The following is a 12,672-nucleotide window of genomic DNA, read 5'->3' as shown; positions in this document are numbered from 1 at the left end:
CCCTGGGCCGCAACGCGGCTCCGGCGACCACCGATCGAAGCAGTCAGGTGGACTGGCGGCCGCCCGCGGTGAATTCTACGGACGCGTAGCGGCGAATTGGTCGACGGTGTCGGTAGCGAGTGCGTCGCGTAACTCGGCAAGGCCGGCTTCGTCGATGTACACCACTGATTGATCGCCCTCCATACCCGTGCCTGACGCCGGAACGGTGAAGTATGCGACGTTGCTCGGGCGAATCTCACCGAGACTGAATCCAATTTCGAGCATGCGCTGCGAGGTGAATCCGCGATCGACTGAGAGATTTCGCGCGATGGCGTCGACGAGGGCGGCCATCTTCGTGGGGCTCGTCAGGGTGCCCCCGCTGATCGCGCGATTCGCAAGCGCTCGAATGAAGGCCTGCTGATTCTTCACCCGCTGGAAGTCGCCGGCGGCGAAGGCATAACGTTGACGCACGAACACCAGCGCCTGCTTGCCCTGCATATCGGTCTGGCCCTGCTCGAACCTGAAGCCGCCCTCGGCGAACGGCGCCGGCACGTAGACGCTGACACCGCCGAGCGCGTCGGTCATTTGCTCGAACCCTTCGAAGCCGATCAGTGCGACGTGATCGATACGCACTCCGAGCAACTGCTCGATCGTCTGCACGGCGAGGGGTGTGCCACCCCATGACATTGCTGCGTTGATCTTGGCCGGCCCGTGGCCGGGGACATCGACCCAGCTGTCGCGCATCAGCGACATGACTTGCACGTGCTGGCGGGCTGCGTCGACATGCACGAGCATCACGACATCTGATCGTTGACCGGTCGATTCCTCGTCTTCGGTGACTTCGGCAACATCGCCTCGCGAGTCCGATGCCAGTACGAGGATGTTGAGCTCGCCGCGGTCTGAGACATCGGGCCGAGTGCTCTCGTCTGGGAAGACTTCGGCGTCGGTCAGCACCTCGACCTGCCCATCGAATGAATGGGTCAATTGCACTCCGAAGAGTGCGATGCCGCCGATGCCGACGAGTACCAGCGCACACGCCGCACCGATCGAAATCATCACTCGCCGCAGACGTTGCGAGCGTTGCGGGCCCTGCGACTGCTTCTGACGCGTCCGCTGACGCATACCATCACCCCACCTGAATACTTTTATTTGGAATCTTGCAATGCTAATATATCATTATTCACAACGAAGGGGGAAATATCGTGAAAGTCGTGCTGTTCAGTCACTCCGCTCGACCGTCGGGCGCAGAACTCTTCATGGTGCGCGTCGCCGAGCAGATGACCGGCTCCACGGTGCTCGTGGTGCTCGGCGAGCACGGGCCGCTCGAATCGATGCTCACGGAACGCGGCATCGAGACGCTCGTCGTGCCGCTCGCTGGCCGGGTGTCGGCCTACCGCGCCGGTAGTCGGGTTGCGCTCGGCGCTCCCGCTGCAGCGGTAGGCGCAGCACGTCGGCTCGCTGCTGAATTGCGTCGACGTGACGTCGATGTGCTCTATACCCACTCAGCGAAGGCGCATCTCATCGGTGGTCTCGCCGGTCGTCTCGCCGGGGTGCCGGTCGTCGCGCACGCCCATGATCTGATGGGAGCACCGGCGCGCGGCATGCTCGATGCGCTCGTGCAGCGCATCGGCATGGCGGTGCTGCCGCTGCGGCGGATCGCCAATTCCGAGGTCACCCGCAGGTCGGCAGGCTGGGCGGCCGGTCTTGACTGGCGCGTCATTCCGTGCCCCGTCGCGGTGCCGCAGCTGTATCGTCATGCCGATCCCGTCTATGACGACTCGCCACCGATTCGGCTCGTCGTGCTCGGCCGCCTGGCCGAATGGAAAGGGCAGATGCTGGCAATCGAGGCCGTTGCGCGGTTGGTCGCGTCTGGCAGAGATGTCACGCTCGATATCGTCGGGGCCGCCCAGTTCGCAGATGACGAGACTTACGCGCGGCAGCTTGAAGCTCACTCGGCGAAGCTCGGCATCACGGACCGCGTGCGGTTCGTCGGCCATCTGGACGACCCGTTCGCGGCGATGCGCGCGTCGCACATCGTGCTACATACGAGCCTGCGACCCGAGCCGTTCGGCCAGGTCATCGTCGAGGCCATCTCATGCGGTCGCCCCGTGGTCGTCGCCGACACCGCGGGTGCGGTGGATGAGTTGGAGCCCGGCGTCGACTGCGTCGTGTACCCCATGGGCGACGCTGTGGCGCTGGCCGACGAACTCGCGGAGCTCGTGGACGACGCCTCGCTCCGCCGGCGTATCGGGCGCGCAGCGATGATTCGGGCGCGGCGGTTTAGCGCTGACATCGTCATCCCTGAGATCGAAGCAGTGCTGCGCGAAGCCTCGGCCTCGGCGCGCCCGCTGCCGATCACTGCGGCTTGAGCGGGCGCGGCCCTGCCGCCTCGTGACGAGGCTCAGCCGCTCAGCGCCGCCCGGGTGCGATGAGGTGCAGTGATTCGAGGGCCAGGCTCGCCAGTTGCGGTCGATGCTCGGACAGCCCGGTGCGCAGGGCCTGATACCCCTGCGTGAGGGTGTCGGGGGAGAAAAGCTGCGTGCTCGGTGTGGCGCGGAGGCGAAAGCCGAGTGAGGTGAGTGCGTCACTTGAGACGTGCTGCAGCACCGGATTCTGGCACTGCGCATTGAGCACCTCGTGGAGTTCGAGCATGGTGGTCAGATGCGATCCGGGCTCGCGATCCGGGTGCTCTCGCGCGGCGAGGTCGACGATGTCGATCAGTTGTGACCGAACTTCTGGCGTCAGCGTGGGCTCGGTGACCCGGAGTACGCCACCCATGAGTGCCCCGAGTGCCTGCACCGCAGATCGCAGGTCGGCCGGGTCGGGCTTGATGACGCGCGTGTAGCTCTGCGCCGCGGTTTCGACGAGGCCCTCGATCGCCAGCGCGTTCAAGGCATCGCGCACCGGGGTGCGCGAGACGCCGAGCCATTCTTGCAGCTGCTGGTCGTCGAGCTGCTCACCCGGGGCGAACGCGCCGCTGAGAATGGCGTCTCGGATCGCATCGTGCGCTTCTTCGCGCAGCAGGCGGCGTTTGGAGATCGGTGAGGACGAGCGAGGCACTGGCACAGGTTCCTCCTGAATCGAGCGGTACGGAGCACCCGCAAACTGGGTTAAGTTTTAGAATACTTGCACATAAGGTGTGAATCTCCGATTCCTGACATTCCAGTTGTTTGGGGTGAGTTGAGCCGAATCGAGTGTTGAGTGACCCGAATGCATCTGTGCGTGTGCTTTCGGGTACGTCAGGCTTGACCCGGCTCAAGGCGCACGCCGTGCGGTGGGGGAGCCGACACCATCGTTCACGACCGGGCGCGCATGCGTCGCTCGGCAGACTCCTCAGGAGCCCACCATGTCGTTCACCCCTTCGTTCCGCGCACCCGCCATCGCTCTGGTGCTCGCCGCCGCGGCAGTGCTTACCGGATGCAGCGCTACGTCAGCGGTCGGCGCTGACAGTGAGGCCGACGCCGCCCCCGCCGCAGCCGTCGAGACCACCTTGCCGCCGGTCAGCGAGGCGCTGTCGTTCCCCGCCGCAGATCTCGACTGGGTCGAGCTGCCCGGCAGCGGCGGCGTGCAGTACGCGAACGTGCGCGGCGATCTCGCCGGCAGCGGCCCGTACGAGGCCTTCGTGAACTTCCCGGCCGGGGCCGACAACCCGTTCCACACGCACTCGCAAGACCTGCCGACCGTGGTGCTCGACGGCACCTTCTACGCGGTGATCGACGGCGAGCGGGTCGAGTACGGCCCCGGGTCGTACTACGACCTGCCGGCCGACCTCGAGCATTTCAGCGGGTGCACCGCTGAGAAAGACTGCCTGCTGTTCCAGTACCAGGCCGATCACTTCGATCTGGACGCCGTCGACGAGAAGTAACTCGAAGTCACCGCGCAAACGACTCGGTGATGGGGCGAAACTTCGAGACAGTCTCGCCGAGTTCGTGCTGCGGGCTCGATCCCTGCACGATGCCGCCACCGGCGCTCGCCAACACGGTGCGAACGCCGGTAGCGGCATCGCTCGCAGAGACTTGGGCGCAGCGCAGTCCGATCACCCATTCGCCGTCGCCGGCGGCGTCGATCCACCCGACGGCACCGGCATAGCGGCCCCGGTCGAACGGTTCGAGCTCGGCGATCGCCTCGACCGCCGTGGTGGTCGGGGTGCCGGCCACGGCAGCCGTCGGGTGCAGGGCGCCGACGAGCTCGATGGCCGAGCTCTGCTCGCCGAGCGTGGCCCCGAGGTCGGTAGCGAGGTGCCACACGTTCGGCAGCTGCAGCGGAAACGGCTCTTCGCTCGTGCGCAGGTCGCGCACGTGGGGAGACAGTGCGGTGACGACGCTCTGCACGGCGAAGGCGTGCTCGTGCTGCTCCTTCGCGCTGGTGAGGAGCTCGTCGCGGGCGCGCAGGTCGCGCTGCGCATCTTCAGCGTGGCGGCCGTGTGTGCCGGCGAGCACGCGGGCCGAGACGGCGCCGTCGGTCGATCGAATCAGCGTCTCGGGGCTCGCCCCGATGAAGCCGTCGACCGCGAAGGCCCAACAGTCGAGGTAGCGCTCAGCGAGGCGCCCGATCGGCACCCGCAGGTCGGCGTGAGCATCGAGCTCGCCCTCAAGTTGGCGTGCGAGCACCACCTTCTCGAAGACGCCGGCGTCGATGCGCTGCCCGGCTTCGCGCACGCCGCTCAGATAGGCGGCGACCGAATCACCCTGCGCGAGCGAGCGATCTACGAATGCGACGCCGGGCCAGTCGCCGAGCGGTGAAGCGGAGGGCAAAGCGATAGTTGATGCGGGTGCCGCAGGTGCCGGATCGGCGTCGAGGTCGACCACCTCGGTGATCCAGGCCTGTCCGCGGTGTCGAGCCACGAGCACCCGAGGCACGATGAGCACACTCTCCGTCGGGCTTCCGTCGGCGAAGGCGAAAGATCCGAGCGCCAGAAGGCCGGAGCCGGGCATGCCCACGGGGTCATCGATGACGGCGGCCTCGGCGATCCGGCGCCACGAATCAGCGGCATCGATGAAGCGACGCGGGCCGGTGAAGGCGAGTCGCAGCACCTCGCCGATGCCGACGCAGCCGCGATCGTCGCGAGTCCAGATCATCGGATGCTGCGCGTCGGCGAGCGCAACCAAATCGGGAATCTGCTCGAGCCGCCGGGTCACCGCGCGCAGTCGGGGTGCCGCAGAGGTGGCCGGAGTGGAGCTCGTCACCCCCACAATCTACTCCTGTCGTCTGCAGGCATCGCTCAGGGGTCGGCTCGCCCCGGCTTCGGCCCGATGCGCAGCCCAGGTGATGAATAGGTGAACGGGATAGCATGGTGGGGTGACCCGCCCCGATACTGCGACCAAGCATGCCGCTGATGTCTCTGCCATGTTCGACGAGGTGTCGCCGCGCTACGACCTCATCAACGACGTGCTCACCGTTGGCAACGATCGGCTGTGGCGCATCGCGACGACGAAGGCCATCGCACCCCGCAAGGGCATGCGCGTGCTTGACCTCGCGGCCGGCACCGGCACGTCGTCGGCCGCGATCGCCGCGCACGGCGCGCATGTCGTTGCTGCCGACTTCTCCGAGGGCATGCTCGCCGAGGGGCGCAAACGTCACGCGGGCAACGAGCTGATCGAGTTCCAGTGGGCCGACGCAACCCAGCTGCCGTTTGACGACGACAGCTTCGACGCCGCCACGATCTCGTACGGCTTGCGCAACGTCAACGATCCGAAGGCCGCGCTCGCCGAGATGCGTCGCGTCGTGAAGCCGGGCGGTCGCGTGGTCATCGCCGAGTTCTCGACCCCGCCGTCCGCCCTGGTGCGCGGACCCTACGCGTTCTACGGCCGCCACGTGCTGCCGCGGGTCGCCGGCGCGATCAACCGCGACGCCGCAGCTGCCTACTCGTACCTCAACGAGTCGATCGAGGCGTGGCCCGACCAGTCTGAGCTCGCCGCGTGGATGCGCGAGGCCGGTCTTGAGCGGGTCGCCTACCGCAACCTGACCTTCGGTATCGTCGCCCTGCACCGCGGGTTCGTGCCGCGAGCGGCACCGAAGCCCGCTGCGGCCCCGAAGAAGCCCGCAGCTACGAAAAAGCCCGCGCCCGCGCGCAAGCCGGCGGCCAAGAAACCCGCTGCGGCCAAGCCTGCCGCTGCGAAACCAGCGGCCGCGAAATCTGCCGCCGCGAAGCCTGCCGCCAAGAAGCCTGTCGCGACCAAGCCCGCCGCGACGAAGCCTGACACCCCAGACACCGGAGACACGAAGTGAGTCGTCCCATCGCCGAAGACACGGCTACCCAGGCGCTGCCGATGCGCCTGTTCCACGGGGCTGCCGATCGTCGTCACGCGAAGCAGATTCAAGAGCAGCTCGAGATCATCGAATCCGAGCTGCTCGAGCACCTGCGTTTCGCGTCGCCGGTCGCCGATGCTCCCGCCCGGTACTTGATGGGTGCCGGGGGCAAGCGGATCCGCCCCGTGCTCACCCTGCTCACGAGCGAGCTCGGCTCTGGCCCGAACGAACTCGTGCGCCGCGCGGCCGAAGCGGTCGAGATGACCCACCTCGCCTCGCTGTACCACGACGATGTCATGGACGATGCGCGTCTGCGTCGCGGGGTGCCCGCCGCGCAGACCGTGTGGTCGAACTCGGTGGCGATTCTGGCCGGCGATCTGCTCTTTGCGCGCGCGTCGTCGCTCGTATCGGGCATGGGTGAAGCCGCGATTCTGCTGCAGGCGAAGACGTTTGAACGACTGTGCCTCGGGCAGCTGCACGAGACAGTCGGCCCGCAGCCGGGAGACGACCCGAAGGCGCACTACATTCAGGTGCTCGCCGACAAGACCGGCGCGCTCATCTCGACCGCGGCGCGCATGGGCGTGATGTTCGGCGAGGCTCCGGCCGAGTACGCCGACCCGGTCACCGAGTACGGTGAGCGCATCGGCGTCGCCTTCCAGCTCATCGACGACGTGATCGACCTCTCGCCGAAGCAGGAACGCACCGGCAAGCGCGCCGGCACCGACCTGCGGGCCGGCGTCGTGACGCTGCCGCTGCTGCTGCTGCAGGAGCGCGCGGCCGCCGGCAACGCCGACGATGCAGCGCTGCTCGCGCGCATCGACGCGGGCGTCGCGCAGATTCGCGAGGGCGCCGACCCCGCGCTGCTCGACCCCGAGGTCGTGGCGCTGCAGACGCACGAGGTGACGCGCGAGACCGAGGCGACCGCGCACCGCTGGGCCGAAGACGCCGTGCGCGCACTCGATGTGCTGCCGAAGTCATCGGTGAAGCGAGCACTCGAGCGCATGGCCGACTCCATCGTCAACCGCGACGGCTGACGCCCGGCGGCTGCGCCGGCGCCGCCGCTGATCGTGCCGCACGCACACCGAACCACCCGATTCTCGAATCCCCGCGGAGAATACCGTCAGGGGAACGGAAGGAAGAACCGAGCGATGAGCAAGATGCGACTGGCGATCGTGGGGGCCGGCCCGGCCGGTATTTACGCAGCAGATCTGCTGCTGAAAGCCGAACGCGATTTCACGGTCAAGATCGACCTCTTCGAACAGCTTCCGGCACCCTACGGGCTCGTGCGCTACGGCGTCTCGCCCGACCACCCGCGCATCAAGGGCATCATCAACGCGCTGCGCGACGTGCTCGACCGCGCCGGCTCGGGCGAGACCGGCGACGATTCGATTCGCTACTTCGGCAACGTGCGTTACGGGCAAGACCTCACGCTCGCCGACCTGAAGCGCCACTACCACGCGGTCATCTTCTCGACGGGCGCGATCCGCGATGCCGCCCTCGCGATTCCCGGCATCGACGCCGAAGGTTCGTATGGCGCCGCCGACTTCGTCAGCTGGTTCGACGGTCACCCCGATGTGCCCCGCACCTGGCCGCTCGAGGCCCAGTCGGTGGGCGTCGTCGGCAATGGCAACGTCGCGCTCGACATCTCGCGCATGCTGATCAAGCACGCCGAAGACCTGCTGCCCACCGAGATTCCGTCGAACGTGCACGCCGGGCTCGAAGAGAACCCCATCGAGGAGCTGCACCTCTTCGGCCGACGCGGCCCGAAGTACGTGAAGTTCACGCCGCTCGAGCTGCGCGAGCTTGGCGAGGTGCGCGACGTCGACATGGTGATCGACGAGCGCGATTTCGCGTTCGACGACGCCTTCGCCGACGAGGTGCTCGTGAAGAACAAGCAGGTCATCGTGATGACCCGCATCATGGACAAGTGGCGCGACGAGCAGCGCGCGCGCGAAGCCGGCGAGGTCGCCCCCGCATCGCGTCGCCTGCACCTGCACTTCTGGTCGAAGCCGGTCGAGGTCGTCGTCGAAGACGGCCGCGTCGCCGGGCTCAAAATCGAGCGCACCGCTCCCGATGGGCAGGGCGGCATTGTCGACACCGGCGAGTTCGAAATCGTGCCGATCCAGTCGATCTACCGTGCCGTCGGCTACCTCGGTTCACCGCTCGAAGAGATTCCGTTCGATGACGCGAAGGGCGTGATCCCGAACGCACAGGGGCGCGTGCTCGACCTCGAAGGGCAGCAGATCGCCGGTGTGTACGCGACGGGCTGGATCAAGCGCGGCCCCGTCGGGCTCATCGGTCACACGAAGTCGGACGCCATGGAGACACTCGAGTGCCTCCTGGAGGATCGCGACAACCTCTGGCAGCCCGAAGCCCCGGAGCCCGACGCGATTCCCGCGCTGCTCGAACAGCGCGGCGTGCCCTACACGACCATCGAGGGCTGGCATCGCCTCGACGCCCACGAGCTCGGCCTCGGCGAGCCCCACGGTCGCGAGCGCATCAAGGTCGTGCCGCGCGATGAGATGACGCGCATCTCGCGCGGGGAGTAGTGCTCATCGGGTGCTGAATCTGTTTAGCTCAGCACCTGCTCCAGCGCCTCGAGCACCTCGGTGGCGCTGCCGTCGATGCGCACGGCCAGCCCAGGCCTCGCGTCGACCGCGGTTGGGCCGCGGTTGATGACCGCGAACGGGATCTCGCGCTGCTCCGCGCGATGCACGAGGCGAATGCCGGTGTTGACCGCCAGCGAGGTGCCGATGAGCAGCAGCCCACCCGCGCCGGCGACGAGATCAGCGGCGGCGGCAAACACGGGCTGCGGCACGAACTCACCGAAGTAGACGACGTCGGGTCGCAGCGTCGCGCCGCACTCGGGGCAGCGCGGCTCGATGACCGCGGCGGTCTCGGTGACGAGCGCGTCGCCGTCGGGCGCGATCTCGGCGTCGGCATTGCGCGCGGCGAAGCCGGGGTTCTGCTCGTCGAACCACGCGAGCACCTGGTCGCGGGTGAAGCGGTGGCCGTGTGCGGTGCAACGGATCACGTTGCCATTGCCGTGCAGTTCGACGACGGTGCGCGATCCGGCGCGACGATGCAGGTTGTCGACGTTCTGGGTGATGACGCCGTTGATGCGCCCGGCGGCTTCGAGGCGTGCGAGGGCGAGGTGGCCAGCGTTGGGGGCGACGCCGGCGGCGCGTAGGGATCCGATGCGCGCACCTGCCCAGAAGCGGCGGCGGTAGGCCTCGTCGTGGGTGAACTGCTCGATGCTCATCGGCGTGCGCGGGGGAGTGCCGGCGCCCCGGTAGTCGGGAATGCCCGAGTCGGTGCTGATGCCCGCGCCGGTGAGCACCGCGAGCGGTGCGCGTTCGAAGAGGCGCGCGAGCTGCGCGATCTCGGTGGGGTTCGGGGCAGATGACATGAGGCCCTCCGTTCGACTCAACGGTAGTCGAAGGAGGGCCTCATGAGGTGCGGCTTCGCCCGCAGCGCAGTGGAAACCTTACGCGGCAGGAGCGACCACGAAGAGTTCGCGGTCGTGCAGCGGCTGCACCGGGCGGTGGTTGTCGGGGTACACGTCGGTGTACTTTGCGAGTTGGTTGGCTGACACCGTCACGGGTTCGGGGAAAACGTTCCACTGCACGCCTTCTGAGCAAGGCGGGGTGGTCAGCGAGCCCGAGTACTGCACGCTCGTGAGGTCGGCGGGCAACAGGTCGGCGGGGTTGATCGGGGTGCTGAGCGCTTCGCCCTCGTCGCCCGAGACCTCGTCAGTGATGCTATCGAAGAGCTCGTCGAGCGCCGGGTTTGCGTCGCCGACTTCGAGCAGCACGCCGATCACGAGTAGTTCGCCATCGGCGCTTTGGTGCACGAGGTGCAACTCCGCTGCGGTCGAGGTGCCATTGAACGTGTGTTCGCTCGACGCATGGAAGTGGAACTGCTGCAATTCGTAGGTGACGCCATTGCGCTCAACGCTGTTGGCATGCAGGTCAGTGGGAATCGCCTCGATGGTGTGGCCGTTGTTCTCGAGTTCGAAATCGGCAGCCGCGTAGCTGAATGAGATCGGTGCGGCGTCGGCCTCAGCGGCGTCGGCGGCGATCTGTCGTGAATCGATGTTGATGGGTGACTCCTGCGATGCCTCGGTGTTCTGGCACGCGCCGCCGTATTCACCCCAGTGCTCCGGACCATTGGCTCCGGCGTATGACCAGGTCGTATTGGACACCTGCGCGTTCTGCGGTGAGTCGAGCGACGGACTCCCGTTCGAGCAACCGATCAATACGAGGGACGCGAGAGCGACGGTTCCAATGCCGACTGTGCGAGACACCGGAGCAGAGATTCGTGAAGAATGTTTTAGCATTTTAATATTTACGCACACATTAAGAATTTTTGCTGTCACCCGTAGTGATGCATTCTGTGTTTTAGTATTCAAAATATAGCGCTCATTTAAGTTGCTCAAATTTTAGAATATTTAAATAATAAAGAGGCACACAGATCGTGCGGCTGGCTTGGTGGCTTCTGTGCGCTGTAAGGGCATTTCCCTTCCGCTTCTCGGTGGCGAGTACCTCAGCCGCTGAGAGAGAGGAAGATGAGCCATGGCTCAGCAGCAAACACGACGAAGGCTCACATTGATGGGCGCGGTAACCATTGCGGTGACTGCCTTTGGGGGGTTGGCTACGCCAGCCCTCGCGGAACCGGTGCTCGATGATCCGTCGCCAATGATCGCTGAGGTCGAGGGACCGAATGGTGTGGTGACGCCTGAATTGACCGATGCAGAGCAGCAGGCTTCTGGCGAAGGTGCGGAGAGCGACTCCAAAATCGCGACGGTCGGCGATCCGACCTTGGTGCAGCGCGAAGAGCCCAAGGTGTTCGCGGGTCATACGACTGCGATTGGTGCGACGCTGGAATTGGCGGACGGTTTTGTCGATTCGAGCAATGCCGAGATCACTTTTGTGGCGCCCAAGGGTCTGAAATTCGCGCGTTCGCTTGTGACGGCACAGTTTGCTCAGGATGCTGTCTCTCGCCGCGCGGCCGGTGTGCTCAGCGCTGATGGGACAACACTGGTTGCCAGTGTGCCGGGATCGTGGCGCGGTTCAGTTGCGCTCAGTGCGGCGTTCACGAATGAGGGACCATTCACGAGCACTGGTTTGATCGGTGGCGGAAGCGTGACGGTGGGCAGCGGTATCGATCTGGTGACCCCTGGTCTTACCACCGAGCTCGCCTATCGTGTGGGTGAGACGATCACGGCCGCTGTCCCCGAAGTCATTGCGGCCGGGGCCACCGGAGCCGTTGCCGCGCACATGGAGATTCCTGCTGGGCTTGTCACGGAGCCGGGGGTGTCGCTTCGCCTCACTGCGCCCTCAGGCACAACCTTCGAGGACACCAACTTTGTGGTGCAGCCTACTGCGGGCGCGAATCGATCTTACGTGGGGCGTCTGAATGGTGATCGTAAGACGCTGACGGTCTACATGGCGGACACTTACTCGGGCGAATTCACCGTATACGCGCTGGTGCGCTCAGAAGCTGACAATGTGCGCGTGGGTGTCGTTGCCGACGGCAGCATCGAAATTATCGGTGGACAGGAAGGCCTCCCGACCGGGGCGCGTGCCTTGCTGAGCTACGAGGCCGTCGTTGCATCTGTGCCTGATAACGATCAGCTGGTCGTGGTCGATCCAGCTGTCGGGGCCGTGGTTTCCGCGGGAATCGTGACCTTCTCGGGCACTGCGGCTGCAAATACTGAAATCTCCCTGTACTCAATTACGTCGGGCTCGTCGCTCGGTGTCGGCACGGCCGACGCTGATGGAAAGTGGTCTGTCACGGTGAACCGGCCGCTCGCTGTTGGTACCTACACCATTGGCGTGACCGACGGCCTGACGGATCTGCGTCGCGCTTTCAGCGTGCGCAACGCGGTGCCCGACTCGCTCACGGTGACTAGCCCAGCGCAAGGTGCGACGGTTGCCCCGGGCGCGGTGACATTTACGGGGCGTGCCAATGCTGGAGCCACTATCAATCTGGTTTCGGCGGCCACGGGTGCTCGACTGGGAACCGGAACCGCGCAGGCGAACGGCGGGTTCACTGTGAATGTCAACAAGTCGCTCGTAAGCGGACGCTACGCCATACGTGTCGTGAATGGATCGGCCTCGGTGTTGCGATCGTTCATTGTAGGAACCCATGCGGCCTCGCTCGAGGTGCTCTCGCCCCAGGAGAACGCCTCAGTGGCGCGTGGAACAGTGACTTTCTCTGGAAAGGCAAACCCTGGAGCGGCTATTGAGTTGCGTTCGCGCGCGACCGGTTTGATGCTCGGTGGCAGTACAGCGGCTGCGGACGGAACCTGGAGTGCGGATGTCGATAAGCGGCTTGGAGCATCGACTTATGTCATTCGCGTCGTCAACGGGAATCTGCAGATCGACCGCGCCTTTCAGGCAAAGTGATATTTCAACTAGACAATATTTTAGAATTCCTGCA

At 65.8% G+C, this 12,672-nt stretch carries 11 protein-coding genes; 6 read left to right on the top strand and 5 right to left on the bottom strand.

The window, feature by feature from the left end; all coding sequences use genetic code 11:
- Positions 1 to 75 precede the first annotated feature (75 nt).
- Entirely contained in the window at positions 76 to 1,101 is a 1,026-nt protein-coding gene (locus AMS67_RS10495) for an LCP family protein (RefSeq protein ID WP_075201318.1), read from the bottom strand.
- Between the two features lie 80 nt (positions 1,102 to 1,181).
- On the opposite strand from AMS67_RS10495, the gene AMS67_RS10490 reads away from it, so the two are divergent.
- Positions 1,182 to 2,348 carry a glycosyltransferase family 4 protein gene (locus tag AMS67_RS10490; protein WP_053387307.1) on the top strand — a complete coding sequence of 389 codons (1,167 nt, stop codon included), beginning with the start codon at positions 1,182 to 1,184 and terminating at the stop codon, positions 2,346 to 2,348.
- A 40-nt stretch (positions 2,349 to 2,388) separates the two neighbouring features.
- On the opposite strand, the gene AMS67_RS10485 is transcribed toward AMS67_RS10490, so the two are convergent.
- Positions 2,389 to 3,045, bottom strand: a complete 657-nt coding sequence (locus tag AMS67_RS10485; RefSeq protein WP_082305448.1) for a GntR family transcriptional regulator — start codon at positions 3,043 to 3,045, stop codon at positions 2,389 to 2,391.
- A gap of 280 nt (positions 3,046 to 3,325) precedes the next feature.
- On the opposite strand from AMS67_RS10485, the gene AMS67_RS10480 reads away from it, so the two are divergent.
- Positions 3,326 to 3,844 carry a cupin domain-containing protein gene (locus AMS67_RS10480; protein ID WP_082305447.1) on the top strand — a complete coding sequence of 173 codons (519 nt, stop codon included), beginning with the start codon at positions 3,326 to 3,328 and terminating at the stop codon, positions 3,842 to 3,844.
- Between the two features lie 7 nt (positions 3,845 to 3,851).
- On the opposite strand, the gene AMS67_RS10475 is transcribed toward AMS67_RS10480, so the two are convergent.
- Positions 3,852 to 5,165, bottom strand: a complete 1,314-nt coding sequence (locus AMS67_RS10475; RefSeq protein ID WP_053387472.1) for an isochorismate synthase — start codon at positions 5,163 to 5,165, stop codon at positions 3,852 to 3,854.
- 112 nt (positions 5,166 to 5,277) lie between these two features.
- Here AMS67_RS10475 and AMS67_RS10470 point away from each other — a divergent pair, with 112 nt between their 5' ends.
- The 3 genes from AMS67_RS10470 to AMS67_RS10460 all read left to right on the top strand — a co-directional run bounded on the left by AMS67_RS10470 (position 5,278) and on the right by AMS67_RS10460 (position 8,777).
- Positions 5,278 to 6,207 carry a class I SAM-dependent methyltransferase gene (locus AMS67_RS10470; RefSeq protein ID WP_241488048.1) on the top strand — a complete coding sequence of 310 codons (930 nt, stop codon included), beginning with the start codon at positions 5,278 to 5,280 and terminating at the stop codon, positions 6,205 to 6,207.
- A gap of 41 nt (positions 6,208 to 6,248) precedes the next feature.
- The gene (locus tag AMS67_RS10465) at positions 6,249 to 7,262 is read left to right on the top strand and encodes a polyprenyl synthetase family protein (protein WP_053387470.1); all 1,014 of its coding nucleotides are present in this window, start codon (positions 6,249 to 6,251) and stop codon (positions 7,260 to 7,262) included.
- Positions 7,263 to 7,376: 114 nt separating this feature from the next.
- On the top strand, positions 7,377 to 8,777 hold the full coding sequence (locus AMS67_RS10460; protein WP_053387305.1) for a ferredoxin--NADP reductase domain-containing protein: 1,401 nt from the start codon (positions 7,377 to 7,379) through the stop codon (positions 8,775 to 8,777).
- A 23-nt stretch (positions 8,778 to 8,800) separates the two neighbouring features.
- Here the strand turns inward: AMS67_RS10460 and AMS67_RS10455 are convergent, their stop codons facing one another.
- Entirely contained in the window at positions 8,801 to 9,637 is an 837-nt protein-coding gene (locus tag AMS67_RS10455; protein WP_053387304.1) for a Sir2 family NAD-dependent protein deacetylase, read from the bottom strand.
- Positions 9,638 to 9,715: 78 nt separating this feature from the next.
- The gene (locus AMS67_RS10450; protein ID WP_162230848.1) at positions 9,716 to 10,432 is read right to left on the bottom strand and encodes a carbonic anhydrase; all 717 of its coding nucleotides are present in this window, start codon (positions 10,430 to 10,432) and stop codon (positions 9,716 to 9,718) included.
- Positions 10,433 to 10,802: 370 nt separating this feature from the next.
- On the opposite strand from AMS67_RS10450, the gene AMS67_RS10445 reads away from it, so the two are divergent.
- Positions 10,803 to 12,638, top strand: a complete 1,836-nt coding sequence (locus AMS67_RS10445) for an Ig-like domain-containing protein (protein WP_156316616.1) — start codon at positions 10,803 to 10,805, stop codon at positions 12,636 to 12,638.
- The last annotated feature ends 34 nt before the right edge of the window (positions 12,639 to 12,672 follow it).

The sequence above is a fragment of the Leucobacter japonicus genome, assembly GCF_001273855.1.
GTDB lineage: Bacteria > Actinomycetota > Actinomycetes > Actinomycetales > Microbacteriaceae > Leucobacter > Leucobacter japonicus.
Note: the sequence above shows the minus strand (reverse complement) of the source record. Positions and strands in the feature narration are given on the sequence as shown.